Here is a 12,514-nt window from a genome sequence, read left to right on the forward strand (position 1 = left end):
TGGGGCGCTCTCCGCGCTCCAGCGCTGCCAGCACTCGGTCTCGCAAGTCTTGCGAATAGGCGCGCATCTCATGCTCCGGCTGGTAGAAAACCCTATTATGTAACCTTATCAATCAAAGTTTCTCTAGATTCATAGGCATTGCAGGGCTTGGTTGAAACAAGGCCGCATCTTATAATCGCGCTTGCCATCTGCCAAGTACGCATCTTGACGTGACATACTTACCCAAAAGAAAGCGCCATGATCCAAATCCCCTGCGGCCAGGAAAGCGGCCATTGCACCCTTGATACCATTGAAGACAGCGGCGTGGGCTATACCCTGTCGCTGATCGGCGGCAAATACAAAATGGTGATTCTGTATTGGCTGTACCGCGAAGGCGTAGTGCGCTTCAACGGCCTGCAGCGTCTGATTGGCGGCATTTCCTATAAAACACTGTCGAGCACCCTGAAAGAACTGGAGCGCGACGGCCTGATTATCCGCACCGAATATCCGCAGATTCCGCCCAAAGTGGAATATCGCCTGTCCGACAGCGGGCAATCGCTAATTCCGATACTGGATGCAATGTGCGAATGGGGCAATGCGCAGCGCGGCGTGAAGGCAAAAAGCTGACAGCGCGCGCACCGCCGCATGCCCTCCATCATCACACCAGGAACCAAAATGACAACGATCAACGAACCCCGCCAAGGCACAATGAACAGCGGCCTTATTCAGGCAGAAGTGGCGCGCTTGTCGTCAACGGCCAACACCCTCGGCGGCAACATGCTTTCAGCGCAGGCAGCGGCGGAAAAGCGCGTCGATCTGTCCGCCGTGCATCGCAGCGGCCCTTTTGATGCTTCGCCAATCATGGACGCACCCAGCGCTGCGGCCATCTATGCCAAGGGCTGATCCATTGACGCCGGTTTCCATGCCATCTGCGAACGCTGAGCTGTACTGCACGCTTTACGTAGCCGGTGCGGCCAATCCGAATATGCTGGCTGCTGCCCTGGGCGACATGGCGCAGGGCCATGTGACCCAAGGCGCCGCCTGGGTGCAAACCCCGTTGCTGGACATGGCCGTGCATGCCGAGTCGCGGCAGCTGCCTCTGAGCGATACGCAGGACGACTTCAGCTTGTGGCGGCACTTCGTGGAGGTGAACGCGGCTGACGATGCGATCACCTTGCAGGCCTTTTCGGCCGCGCTCGCGCCCGTGGTGGCCGCCTTGCGTGCGCGTGGGCTGCGAGTGGTGGCCGCCTGTGATTTTGAAGAGCAGCTGGAAGCGGCCGTTCAGGCGGCGATTCTGGCGGGTAAAGGGGAACCATGAACCACGGCACTGACCTGTACTGCAAGCTGTTCGTGTCGGGCGCTGCGGATGACCAAGCTTTGAGCGCGGCGGTGAATGCGGCGCTGTGTGAAAGCGCCGAACGGACAGCGGCGGGCGCTGATGCTGTGCCGGTGCTCGATATCACCGTGCATGCCCAGGTGCGGCATCTGCCGCTTGATGACGGGCAGGACGATTTCACGCACTGGCGCCACTACCTGGATATCGACGCGGCGCAGGAAAATGTGCGCTTCGATGCCTATCTGGGCGCACTGGCACAGCTGGTGGCCGCCCTGCGCGCCCGGGGTTGGCGCACGGTGGCGGCCTGTGATTTTGAAGAACAACTGCAAGCGGCACTGCGCAGCGTGCGGTGAAAGCGCACACCTGACTCCGCATGTGCGGCCAAGAAGCGCTTGGCGTTTAACCATTACAGCCGCACCAACCGCTCAAATCCGCCGCCATAACTGCTCGACCGGCGCCCGCACTTTCTGCGCCTGGGCGGCCGCCGCTTTGCCCACGGCCACCAGCAACACAGGCAGATGGCTTTCCGGCAAGCCCGCCTGCTCGCCGCCCTGCCGCCCTGCCGCCCGACGCCCGACGCCCGACGCCCGACGCCCGTCAGCAACTGGATGCTGGCCTCGCCACCTTGCTGCTGGTGTTGGAGGGGCAGACATAGAAACTGTTAAACAATGGATTGATGGAATTCCGCAGAATCCCATTCATCTCAGAAATGTTCGCGGCGCTGTATTGCAGCAAGAAGTTTTTATGATAAAAAATACTGAAACGCACTACAACAAGATTGGTCAAGCGATACTTGAAGCAGTCAATCAGGATTTTGATTCTACATATGTCAGGATTGAAATGCTGGATAATATCGACTCTATTGGATTATTTTTCGAAAGAAAAGGAGAATATTTCTATTTGAATGAAGGGCTGGACGATCTTTTGAGCCATTTCAGAGAATTCTATAACGACTTTAAAGAAGAGATTAAGTATAGCTGGACGAGCGCAACCTTTAAAATCAATTCCTCAGGAAAAATGGATTTGGAATTGGGGTATGACGACATATCTGACTTCTCCATGTCGTCAAAAAGAAGAGACAAATGGATGAAAAAATATTTGGATTCGCGCAAGAAAATAAATTGGTAGTATCTATTGCTGATGGCAAGCCAGGCGGGTCGGCCTCAATCCTGGCCAGCTCGGAATATTTATAATCGATTCTCAACGAAGCGATCAGGGAAAAACGGTACAACTTATGATTAGCGAGAACTTGCTGGCAGCAATCGCCAAGGCAAAAGAAATGACGGAATTTCGCTTGAATGTAAGCCGAAATTATGGGGTTTATATTCACGCCAAAGAACAGCTGGAAAATATGCAAAATGCTGTTGCGGGAAAAATTCCGGTTGATGAATTGGTGATTGATATTGGCATTATGGCTGTTAAAGAACTGGAAGCCTCTGACCCGGAATACGCTGATGCACTCAGCTTGGCTGCTTATTTGTTTCAACAATGGTTTTCACGGATGCCATGAACGTCGGCTCTTCCCGCCACAGCCCGTACTGCGGGCTGTAAATACCGGGATTGACCAGGGCCATGAACTGCTCGCCCCAGCGCTTGGGCGCTACGGGCTGGGTGGTCCCTTCCGCAAGGCGGCGTGGGCCCGGCGCGGCACTTGCACCAGCAGATAAGGCTGCAACCGCCGGGCCAGCGCGCCAATGGTCAGCGCATACACCGCCAGCAACTGGATGCCGGCCTTGCCGCCCTGCTGCGGGTGTTGGAGGGGCAGACACCAAACCCCTGAGCGGCGACCTCATGCAGAGCAGACACAGGCCGCAAATGCTCACACCTCCACCGGCGGCGGCGAGGTTTTGTCTTCGTTTCGCGCGCCGATCAGCACCGTAGCGACGCTGGGGCGGGGCGTAGCCAGTTGAACTTGGGGGCATGCGCCTATGGATATATAAGGCATTCATGCCTGTTGACATGAGACTAAATGTGCGATAAAGGTGGGTGCGTTACTGAAATGGGCTTGACCAGAAAGCATATCTATATTTGAAAGGAAAAAGCCAATGAAGAATATTGTTTTATCTACCAGCGTCTTGCTGCTGGCCGCTTGCGCCAGTCAGGCGCAGCCTGTCCACACCGCGGAAAAAGCGAGTGAGCCCATGAAGCAAGCCGCCTGTAAAAATCTTTCGCCAATCAAAGACATTGATGATCTGCTCTACCAGATGTACAGCAACTTGGATAGCCAGTGTTTGTTTGAAATGCCCACTTCAGAGCTGGAAGAAATATGGGGGATACGCATTTTTGATTTAACAGGCCCTCATGGAAGCAAAAAAAGAGAGGCGCAACTTGAGGCATAGCACCAACACCACGCCAACGGTGTCAATGGCGTTTTTATGGTGAAAAGCGATGGCGAGCCAAGCTCAGGTCAGTCATTAAGAATAGAAGCGGCCACCCATGCAGCGAATGGAATGAATAATAAATTTGGCGGAAGCCTTGGAGAGCTTCGTCTCCCGGTTCAACTGCCACCCCCAAACAGATCTCATCAAATGCACCCTTTAGCTTGGCCGGATGCCATGCCAGAAAATCTAGGAAGCAATGCCACACCCACACTAAAAAACATTGATAAATCAGAATATGATGTATTTACCGATTATTTTTGGTTTACAGCGCCACCTAACCCAAAGAATCCACTTCTAATCATAAAAACTCACCATATCCGCGAGCCCGTTCAGATCGAAGTAAAACAATACTCTAACGATGCTTGAGTTAAGAAGCCCTTCTTTCAGGCAGCCTCACAAGCTGCCTGAAAGTGGCTCGAGTTTTATCCAACTGCCACCGGCGGCGGGTTGAGTTCGGCGAACTGGCCGTTCCAGTAGGGGTAGTAGGGATAGGGCGGCATGCGGAAGCTGGCGGCGTCCAGTTGCGCCATGTGTTCAGCGCTGAGCGTCCAGTCGGCGGCGGCGAGGTTTTGCTGGAGTTGCGCTTCATTGCGCGCGCCGATCAGCACCGTAGCGACGCTGGGGCGTTGTAGCAGCCAGTTGAGGGCGATTTGCGGCACGGGGCGGCCGGTGTCGGCGGCGATGGCGTCCAGCGCATCGGTGACGCGCCACAGGTGTTCGTCCGTCACCGGCGGGGCGAATTGCGCGGTTTGGTGCAGGCGGCTGCCTTCGGGCAGGGGCTGGCCGCGGTGTAGTTTGCCGGTCAGCCGCCCCCAGCCCAGCGGGCTCCATACCACTGCGCCCACGCCTTGGTCGAGCGCCAGCGGCATCAGCTCCCATTCATAATCGCGGCCGATCAGCGAGTAGTACACCTGATGCGCCACCGGCCGCGCCCAGCCGCGGCTCTCGCTGATGCCAAGCGCTTTCATCAGCTGCCAGCCGGCGTAGTTGGAGACGCCGACATAGCGCAGCTTGCCCGCGCGCACCAGGTCATCGAGGGCGCGCCAGGTTTCTTCCAGCGGGGCGCGGGCGTCAAAAGCGTGCAGTTGCAAGAGGTCGATGTAATCCGTGCCCAGGCGCTGCAAGCTGGCGTCCACCGCGCGCAGGAGGCGGTGGCGGGACGCGCCGGCGTCGTTGACGCCTTCGCCCAGGCGCAGCGCGGTTTTGGTGGACAAGATGATTTGGTCGCGCCGCCCGCGCATGGCTTCGCCCAGCACGCGCTCGGATTCGCCGTCGGAATAGACGTCGGCGGTGTCGAAGAAATTCACGCCGGCGTCGATGGCAATGTCCAGCAGGCGGCGCGCGGCATGGGCGTCGGTATCGCCCCAGGCGGAAAACAGCGGCCCTTTGCCGCCAAAGGTGCCCACGCCGAAGCCGAAGGCGGAAACTTTCAGGCCGGATTGGCCGAGGAAGCGGTATTGCATGGGAATGACTCCTTGAATATCAATGGGAAAGGTTTTCAGGTTGGCGCAAGCGCTCGCGCCGGATGGCCGCCCAGGCCACAATCGTGGCCAGCAGCGGCATGACGGCAGCGAACAACGGCAGCATGTGCAGGCCCAGCCCCTGGGCGATGACCACGCCGCCCAACCACGCGCCAATGGCATTGCCCAGGTTGAACGCGCCGATGTTGAGGCTGGAGGCCAGGCTTTGCGCCCGGCCTGCGCGTTGCAGCACCCACATTTGCAGCGCAGGCACGGTGGCAAAGGCGGCCGCGCCCAGCAGCAGAGAGAACCCTGCCGCCGCCGGGCGGCTGGGCAAGGCGGCGGTCATCAGGGCCAGCACGGCGGCCAGCCCCGGCAGGCTGATCAGCAACGCGCGCGCCACGCCGCGATCGGCCAGCTTGCCGCCCGCGAGGCCGCCGATGACCATGCCCACGCCGAACAGCAGCAGGATGGGCGCGACCGCGCTTTCGGCAAATCCGGCCGCCTCCATCAGAATGGGCTGGATATAGCTGTGCACCACGAACAGGCCGCCAAAGCCCAATACCGTCATGCCCAGCCCCAGCAGCACCGGCAGGCGCAACGCTTGGCGCACCTCATCGCGCACCCGGCCCGGCGGCGCATCGGCCTGCGTGCGCGGCGCCAAGGCCAGCACCACCAGCGCCGCCAGCGCGCCAATGGCCGTTACCGCCCAAAAGGTCGAGCGCCAGCCGTAGTGCAAACCCAGCCAGGCTCCGGCGGGCACGCCCAGCAAGGTGGCCAGCGTCAGCCCGGTAAACATCAGGGCAATCGCCTGCGCCTGCCTGTCCGGCGGCGCCAGCTGCGCCGCCGCCACCGACCCCACGCCGAAATAGCTGCCGTGCGCCAGCGCCGTCAACACCCGCGCCGCCAGCAGCCAGCCATAGCTGGGCGCCAGCGCGCAGGCCAGATTGCCCAGGGTAAACACCGCCATCAGCCCCAGCAGCGTGGCCTTGTGCGGCAAGCGCCGCGTGGCCAGCGTGAGCAGCGGCGCGCCGAAAAACACCCCCAACGCATAAGCGGAAATCAACCAACCCGCCTGCGGCAGCGTCACCTGCAACTCGGCGGCCACCTGCACCAACAGCCCCATGATCACGAACTCGGTCGTGCCGATGCCGAACGCGCCAATGGTCAGCGCATACACCGCCAGCGGCAGGCGTTGGGAGGCAGAAAGCGGCATGAACATCCTTTTCTTATCGTGGAAAAGTGCGCACTATCCGCCTTTTGATTACCCGGATAAACCGGCGTATTTTTGAATCTCTTTCAAGGAAAAATTGAAACAGGAGCAAAAATGACCACCACAGCCACCGCGCACCACCTGCGCCATCAGGCAAGCGCCGTCCGCCTGCCGCAAACGCCATGAACCGCCTGAGCGACATCGCCCTGTTCCTGCAAGTGCTCGACAGCGGCTCCATCAGCGCCGCCGCGCGGCACATGGACATCTCCCCCGCCGTCGCCAGCCAGCGCCTGCAACGGCTGGAAAGCGAACTGGGCCTGCGCCTTCTGCACCGCACCACGCGCCGCCTGCACCCCACGCCCGAAGGACTTGCGCTGGCCGAAGAAGGCCGCCCGCTGGTGGCCGAACTCGAAGCCCTCGCCAGCCGCTTGCAACAGCACAGCCAGCGCATCAGCGGCGCCCTGCGCCTCACCGCCCCGCCCTCTTTCGGCAGCCACTACCTCAACCCGCTCCTGCCCGGCTTTCTCGCCGCCCACCCGCAATTGCACATCTGCCTGCATCTGGATGACCGCCCCATCGAGCTGGCGGGCGACGGCTTTGACCTGGCCATTCGCATCGGCACGCTGGGCGACTCCAGCCTGATCGCCCGGCGCTTGGCCGACAACCGCCGCGCGCTCGTCGCCGCCCCCGGCTACCTGAAAACCCGCGGCGCGCCGCAGCGCATTGCCGACCTGGCCGAACACGACTGCCTGCTGCACCACAGCCAGCCCCGCCCGCACCACTACTGGCACATCATCAACCCCGAAGGCGAAGAAGAAAGCGTGCGCGTACACGGCCGCCTGGCCAGCAACTACGGCGACGCCCTGCGCCAGGCCGCCATCGCTGGGCAAGGCATCGCCATCCACTCCCTCTGGCACGTACACCAAGACCTGCGCGCCGGGCGGCTGGAGCGCGTGCTGCCCGACTGCCGCCTGCCCGACAGCGGCATCTACGCCGTGATGCCCACCCGCAGCCACACCCCGCCGCGCGTGCGCGCCTTTGTCGATTACCTGGCCGGGGCGCTGGCGGGAATTGATTGGCATCCCCCCTGAGCGGCAACGCTCATGCAGAAAGAATGAGCGCGGATTCGGCGTGCCCGTGCTAAACCCCTGCAGCCACCGGCGGCGGGTTGAGTTCGGCGAACTGGCCGTTCCAATAGGGGTAGTAGGGATAGGACGGCATGCGGAAGCTGGCGGCGTCCAGTTGCGCCATGTGTTCGGCGCTGAGCGTCCAGTCGGCGACGGTGCAGACGGCGCTTTGTACTGCGCACACCGAGGCGTTCTCGCACGGGGGCCGGAAAGTGCATAACACGCTCTAAAAAACCCTTGCGCCCCACCGACCAGGCTGCCTGAAAAGCTTTCAGGCAGCATCACAGATACTTTTCCGCTTCGCGGATACTCAAAGCCGCCATGTGGCTTCGGTGGCGGGTGATGAATGCACGCACCCATGCGGGGTTGGTTTTGCTGTAGTCGCGCAATGCCCAACCGATGGCTTTGTTGATGAAAAATTCTTTTTGCGCCAGGTTGTTGCGGATAATTTGCTCCAGGAGCGCGGTATCGGTTTTTTCTTTGCGCAAAAGCTGGTGATCGATGGCGACGCGCCGCAGCCAGATATTATCGCTGCGGCTCCAGTCCAGCAGCACGGCGTTCACTTCCGAGTAATTCAAGGCAATACCGCCGACAATGCGGTCGAGCACGTCGGACGTGTCCCACCACGATTTTTCAGTAATCAGTTTTTCAAGGCGGGGGATGTCTTGCGGCGTGAGCTGTTTTTGCATGGCTTTCAAATAGTCCAGTGCGCAATATTGCAGCTCGCGGTACGGGCTTTCCCAGCATTGGGCGACGAATCGCCAATCAATATCCTGTTTTGCCGCCTGCTTGAAAAACGGCTTGCAAATCTGGGCGATGTGGGGCTTGGCAATGCCCAGATAATCAAAGCGGTTTTTCATATACGCCTTCATCGGCACGGCGCGCTCGGGGTCGGCGGCGCTGTGCAGAGCGGCCAGTAATGCTTCGCTGTCGATCATGGTCTTATGCTCAGGCTTGGGGTGGGCGGTTTTGGGAAGGTGTGTCCGGGCCGCCTGTTTGCGGCCCAATCGGCAAGTCATTGGCAGCTACGGGGCAGGTATTCACTGCGGGATTTTGAATATCCGTCGCGCCTGTTCAGTCCTGGCGCGCAGGGCGCAGCCCGGGGCGTGGTCGTTGACCAGCCCCATAGCCTGCATGAAGGCATAAACGGTGGTGGGGCCGAGGAATTTCCAGCCGCGTTGTTTCAGCGCCTGGGCCAGCGCCTGTGATTCGGGGGATTGCGCGCGAATTTGCGGCGGGGGCGGGGTGGGCGGCTCAAAGCGCTAGATGAAGGCGGCCAGCGAGCCTTCTTGCTCAATCAATTCCACCGCCCGTCGGGCATTGTGGATGACGGCTTCGATTTTGCCGCGATGGCGCACGATGCCGGGATTGTTTAAAAGGCGCGCCGTATCGGCCTCGTCAAAGCGCGCCATTTGATGAAAATCGAAACCGCAAAAGGCGTGTCGAAAGTTTTCACGTTTTTCCAGAATGGTGCGCCAGCTCAGGCCGGACTGGAAGCTTTCCAGACACAGTTTTTCAAACAGCCGGATATCGTCGCCCACCGGGCAGCCCCATTCTTCATCGTGATAGGCGGTGTATTGCGGCGTGGCGGCGCACCAGTGGCAGCGCGGCTGGCCGTCGGGGTAGGCGGTGGCGATAGTCATGGCGCGGCCTTGTGCAGCATGTGGATCACCAGCCGGATCAGCACGTCTTTTTGTTGGGGGTCGGATTCGGCCACCAGCAGGGTGAGCGCGGCCAGGCCGGTGTCGTTGATGACGGGCTGGCCCTGGGCATCGAGCAGGCGGCAGTTGCGGTGCAGAAAATCGACGAACAAGAATGCGCCGCTGCGTTTGTTGCCGTCGGCAAAGGGGTGGTTTTTGACCACGAAATACAGCAGGTGCGCGGCCTTGCTTTCGATGCTGGGATAGGCGGGCTCGCCAAACACGGTTTGCGCCAGATTGCCCAGCAAGGCGGCCAGTCCGTCGCCGCGCTCCTGCGCAAACAGGGCGCTGGCTTCGCGGCGCGGGCCTGTTCAACCGTGGGCAGTGCACCGCCGCTTTCGCCCGCCGGTTCGGCCAGCAGACCCTCGTCGTACTGTTGCAGCCACAAAAAGGTGTGGGTGTAGCGGCTGACGATATCAATCAGCCCGCGCCCGCCTTCCAGTGTCAGCGCCGGGGAGCGCGCGGTTTTCCGGATCAGCGCCAGGGCCTGTTCCAGCTCGGCGGCGTTTTGCACCAGGCGCTGCTGGTTCAGGCTGTAGCCTTGCAGCAGGTATTCCTTCAGGCGAGTGCTGGCCCAGATGCGAAATTGGGTGCCCGCCTTGGAGTTGACGCGGTAGCCGACGGAGAGGATGGCGTCGAGGTTGTAGTACTCAACCTGATAGGTTTTGCCATCGGCGGCAGTTGTTGCATTTTTTGCAACAACTGAAGCCCGTTCCAATTCGCCTTCGGCAAAGATGTTCCTCAAGTGCCGAGAAATCACTGATTTGTCGCGGCCAAACACCTCGGCCATTTGCTGCAAGCTCAGCCACACGGTATCGCCGTCAAACCGCACTTCCACCTGCGTTTGGCCGTCGGGGCTTTGGTAGATTTCAACGGGATGGTTCATGGGATGGCTCCGGTTTATCCAGCCGTGGCGACTTGTCCGGCCAGCGTGGTTTCAGTCCGCATTGTTCAAACTACAGCAATTCCAGCTTGCCGATGCGCTCGCCTGCCCGTTGGTAGGCCGGGTCGGTTTCAATGCGGCACACATAGGCGGCGACATTGGGCAGATTGAACGAGGTGCGCGCCACAGCGGCCTGCAAGGGGAAGCTCATCATAATGTCGGCGGCGCTGATTTCCTCGCCCAGCAGCCAGGTGCGTCCGGCCAGCCGGCTTTCGACAAATTCCAGATGCCGCTTGAGCTGCGGATTCAAAAACCCTGCACGCACGCCCTCGACTATTTTGCGCGCTACGGGTTTGACGAAAAACGGCATTTTGCGCGTTTCGATTTTGCGAAAGACCAACGACATGACCAGTAATGGCATTAACGAGCCTTCCGCATAATGCAGCCAAAACAAGTAATCGGCATAGGCCGCGCTGTTGGCAGGCGGCTTCAGCGCCGTTTTCTGCCCGTAGCGGCCAATCAGGTATTCAATAATCGCGCCGCTTTCGGCCAGCACCAGGCCATCGTCATCAATCAGCGGTGATTTGCCCAGCGGGTGGATACGGCGCAGGCTGTCGGGCGCCAGCGCGGTTTCGGCATCGCGCGCGATGACTTCCGCGCGATATTCCAGGCCAAGCAATTCCAGCAGCCAGGCAATGCGGTAGGCGCGGGATTGTTTGAGTGCGTAAAGGGTGATCATGGTGTTTATCCCTTTTTGTTTTTCAAGGCCGTTTTCAGGCAGCCATCGGACTTGAACCGGACACAGCGAAAATGCGCACCAAACCTTGCTATGCGCCCGCGCGATACAAATGCACGGGCTTCACCGGCGCGCGCTGGATGATGCCCTTGGCTTCCAGGTCGAGCTGAACCGCTTTCAGCCACCAGCCTGCGGTGGCGCCGCCGGGAAACAGCGTTTGCGGCAGTTTCAGCAAAAGCGCCGCCTTGGCCTGCGCTACCGTGATGCCCGGCGGCTCGGACGGAAGTACCGCCAGCAAGGCCTCGCGCATAGCCAAGTATTTCGCGCGATCGACGCGGGCGGTTTTGCCCGGCGTGTTGATATTTTCGATGTCGATTTTGTCGTCAGACATGCAGCTGCTCCTTGATGGCAATGGGCGGATTTTTGAAGCCCATGCCTATCCACGCGCCCAATAGCCTGGCGTAAAACGCCAGCGATTGCTTGGGCAGATTGGGCAAGTCGTCGGGCAGCGCCGAGGCATCGGCCAGGTCGCTCGTCATGGTGCGCATTTGCGGCTTGGGGCGGGAATCCGCCGGCCACAGATACAGGTAAATATCCAGCCAGTGCGCGCCCTTGAGCTCCATGAACAGGGGCGTGTTGCAGCAGATGGCGACCACGCGCCGGGTGCCTGAATCGTCCGTCAGGCGAAATTCGGCCAGACGGTCAAAGCCCTCCACAAAGCGCACGCGGTCTTTGCGATACATGGCCGTAGCGGTCGCCCCCAGAGGGGTGAGCAGGTTTTGCGCCTGCGGCAACTTGCCCAAACGCCCGGCGGCGGCGCGGCAGCTATTGCACAGGCATTCGGTCACCATAAACGGCGCGCCGATCACTTCCATTTGCGTCTTGCCGCAGCGGCAAGCCAGCGGGGTGGATGGGGTCATGGATGTTTCTCCTTATGTGTCAAGGGCTGCCTGAAGCGGCTTCAGGCAGCATTGCCATGGGGCACGGCGTCAACCGGGGCCATCCTGCCGCAAATCACCGTGCGGCATTTGTCACGGATTGCGCACGGGCACAGAAAGCAGGTTTTGCTCGGTCATATTCTGCTTGGCAAACCGGGGGCTTCATCAATCAAAGCCCGCGAATCATGATGCAGTCCTCTTCATTTTCGCGGGCGACCTCAAAGCCCAGTTTTTCATACATGCGCAGCGCAGGATTGGCCTTTTGAACCGAAAGCGAAACTTGCCTGTATCCCCGCTCTTTCAAAGTCAAAAGGATTTGCCTCATAAGCGCCGTGCCGATACCCAAATTTCTATACCCCTTGAGAAGCGAAATGGAAAGGGACGGGGTTTCATCATCAATATGGGCGAAATCATGGATGATGCGCGTCCATACCGCCCCCACCACCCTGCCCTCGACTTCCGCCACATAACAGACATCATCTTTTTTGCCAAAATCGGCAACATATTTTTGCAAATCAGGGTGGCTCACAATATCTTTGGACGGCGCTTGCGCCCCTTCAGGAATGAAAATCGCCTCATACAGAAATTCATTCAACAGATTGATTTCGCAAGGCCTTAATTCTCTTATTTCATAAATCATGCCAGCCCCCGCTTGCGTCATTTTTAATGAAACAAATTCATTTTGAAACAGGCACGCGGTGGATTTGGCGTCTTCAAATCAGCGCGCGGCTGCCTGAAGCGCTTTCAGGCAGCCGCAGCAA

Annotated in this window: 18 protein-coding genes and 2 pseudogenes; 9 read left to right on the plus strand and 11 right to left on the minus strand. The window is 59.6% G+C overall.

Annotation, left to right across the window (positions count from 1 at the left end; translation table 11 throughout):
- Positions 1 to 237: 237 nt before the first annotated feature.
- The 8 genes from CK625_RS13165 (at position 238) to CK625_RS13790 (ending at position 4,062) form a co-directional block, all read left to right on the plus strand.
- A complete protein-coding gene (locus CK625_RS13165; protein ID WP_095540791.1) occupies positions 238 to 606 on the plus strand; it encodes a winged helix-turn-helix transcriptional regulator in 369 nt (122 codons plus the stop codon).
- 48 nt (positions 607 to 654) lie between these two features.
- On the plus strand, positions 655 to 882 hold the full coding sequence (locus tag CK625_RS13170; protein WP_143326291.1) for a hypothetical protein: 228 nt from the start codon (positions 655 to 657) through the stop codon (positions 880 to 882).
- A 19-nt stretch (positions 883 to 901) separates the two neighbouring features.
- Positions 902 to 1,297, plus strand: coding sequence for a hypothetical protein (locus CK625_RS13175; RefSeq protein ID WP_143326292.1), 396 nt, complete (start codon positions 902 to 904; stop codon positions 1,295 to 1,297).
- Positions 1,294 to 1,668 carry a hypothetical protein gene (locus tag CK625_RS13775; RefSeq protein ID WP_143326293.1) on the plus strand — a complete coding sequence of 125 codons (375 nt, stop codon included), beginning with the start codon at positions 1,294 to 1,296 and terminating at the stop codon, positions 1,666 to 1,668. The genes CK625_RS13175 and CK625_RS13775 overlap by 4 nt, the downstream gene beginning before the upstream one ends.
- Positions 1,622 to 2,443: an immunity protein YezG family protein gene (locus CK625_RS13180; RefSeq protein ID WP_143326294.1), complete on the plus strand. Its 822-nt coding sequence runs from the start codon at positions 1,622 to 1,624 to the stop codon at positions 2,441 to 2,443. The genes CK625_RS13775 and CK625_RS13180 overlap by 47 nt, the downstream gene beginning before the upstream one ends.
- A 106-nt stretch (positions 2,444 to 2,549) precedes the next feature.
- Positions 2,550 to 2,825, plus strand: coding sequence for an immunity protein Tsi6 family protein (locus tag CK625_RS13780; RefSeq protein WP_143326295.1), 276 nt, complete (start codon positions 2,550 to 2,552; stop codon positions 2,823 to 2,825).
- Between the two features lie 535 nt (positions 2,826 to 3,360).
- Positions 3,361 to 3,654 carry a hypothetical protein gene (locus CK625_RS13785; protein WP_143326296.1) on the plus strand — a complete coding sequence of 98 codons (294 nt, stop codon included), beginning with the start codon at positions 3,361 to 3,363 and terminating at the stop codon, positions 3,652 to 3,654.
- Positions 3,655 to 3,690: 36 nt separating this feature from the next.
- Entirely contained in the window at positions 3,691 to 4,062 is a 372-nt protein-coding gene (locus CK625_RS13790; RefSeq protein WP_143326297.1) for a hypothetical protein, read from the plus strand.
- 56 nt (positions 4,063 to 4,118) lie between these two features.
- On the opposite strand, the gene CK625_RS13185 is transcribed toward CK625_RS13790, so the two are convergent.
- Together CK625_RS13185 and CK625_RS13190 are read right to left on the minus strand one after the other, a co-directional pair.
- Positions 4,119 to 5,159, minus strand: a complete 1,041-nt coding sequence (locus CK625_RS13185; RefSeq protein ID WP_095540795.1) for an aldo/keto reductase — start codon at positions 5,157 to 5,159, stop codon at positions 4,119 to 4,121.
- 19 nt (positions 5,160 to 5,178) lie between these two features.
- Positions 5,179 to 6,378, minus strand: a complete 1,200-nt coding sequence (locus CK625_RS13190; RefSeq protein WP_238945673.1) for an MFS transporter — start codon at positions 6,376 to 6,378, stop codon at positions 5,179 to 5,181.
- Between the two features lie 173 nt (positions 6,379 to 6,551).
- Here CK625_RS13190 and CK625_RS13195 point away from each other — a divergent pair, with 173 nt between their 5' ends.
- Positions 6,552 to 7,460, plus strand: a complete 909-nt coding sequence (locus CK625_RS13195; protein ID WP_095540796.1) for a LysR family transcriptional regulator — start codon at positions 6,552 to 6,554, stop codon at positions 7,458 to 7,460.
- 49 nt (positions 7,461 to 7,509) lie between these two features.
- Here CK625_RS13195 and CK625_RS13200 read toward each other — a convergent pair whose 3' ends face one another.
- The 9 genes and pseudogenes from CK625_RS13200 to CK625_RS13235 all read right to left on the minus strand — a co-directional run bounded on the left by CK625_RS13200 (position 7,510) and on the right by CK625_RS13235 (position 12,414).
- A complete protein-coding gene (locus CK625_RS13200; RefSeq protein ID WP_238944105.1) occupies positions 7,510 to 7,680 on the minus strand; it encodes a hypothetical protein in 171 nt (56 codons plus the stop codon).
- Between the two features lie 97 nt (positions 7,681 to 7,777).
- Entirely contained in the window at positions 7,778 to 8,434 is a 657-nt protein-coding gene (locus CK625_RS13205; RefSeq protein ID WP_095540797.1) for a DNA alkylation repair protein, read from the minus strand.
- A gap of 102 nt (positions 8,435 to 8,536) precedes the next feature.
- Positions 8,537 to 9,139, minus strand: a pseudogene (locus tag CK625_RS13210) (DNA-3-methyladenine glycosylase I).
- Positions 9,136 to 9,420 carry a type II toxin-antitoxin system death-on-curing family toxin gene (locus CK625_RS14180; protein WP_343030416.1) on the minus strand — a complete coding sequence of 95 codons (285 nt, stop codon included), beginning with the start codon at positions 9,418 to 9,420 and terminating at the stop codon, positions 9,136 to 9,138. The pseudogene CK625_RS13210 and the gene CK625_RS14180 overlap by 4 nt, the downstream one beginning before the upstream one ends.
- A gap of 287 nt (positions 9,421 to 9,707) precedes the next feature.
- Positions 9,708 to 10,082: pseudogene (locus CK625_RS14185) on the minus strand (virulence RhuM family protein); the annotation flags it as partial.
- 70 nt (positions 10,083 to 10,152) lie between these two features.
- On the minus strand, positions 10,153 to 10,818 hold the full coding sequence (locus tag CK625_RS13220; protein ID WP_095540798.1) for a glutathione S-transferase: 666 nt from the start codon (positions 10,816 to 10,818) through the stop codon (positions 10,153 to 10,155).
- 88 nt (positions 10,819 to 10,906) lie between these two features.
- Positions 10,907 to 11,206, minus strand: coding sequence for a DUF6958 family protein (locus CK625_RS13225; protein ID WP_095540799.1), 300 nt, complete (start codon positions 11,204 to 11,206; stop codon positions 10,907 to 10,909).
- A complete protein-coding gene (locus tag CK625_RS13230; protein ID WP_095540800.1) occupies positions 11,199 to 11,735 on the minus strand; it encodes a GFA family protein in 537 nt (178 codons plus the stop codon). The genes CK625_RS13225 and CK625_RS13230 overlap by 8 nt, the downstream gene beginning before the upstream one ends.
- A gap of 187 nt (positions 11,736 to 11,922) precedes the next feature.
- Positions 11,923 to 12,414 (minus strand): GNAT family N-acetyltransferase, encoded by a 492-nt coding sequence (locus CK625_RS13235; RefSeq protein ID WP_238945675.1) that lies wholly within the window; start codon positions 12,412 to 12,414, stop codon positions 11,923 to 11,925.
- Positions 12,415 to 12,514 lie beyond the last annotated feature (100 nt).

The sequence above is a fragment of the Vandammella animalimorsus genome (assembly GCF_002285265.1).
In the GTDB taxonomy this organism is placed as follows: Bacteria; Pseudomonadota; Gammaproteobacteria; order Burkholderiales; family Burkholderiaceae_C; genus Lampropedia.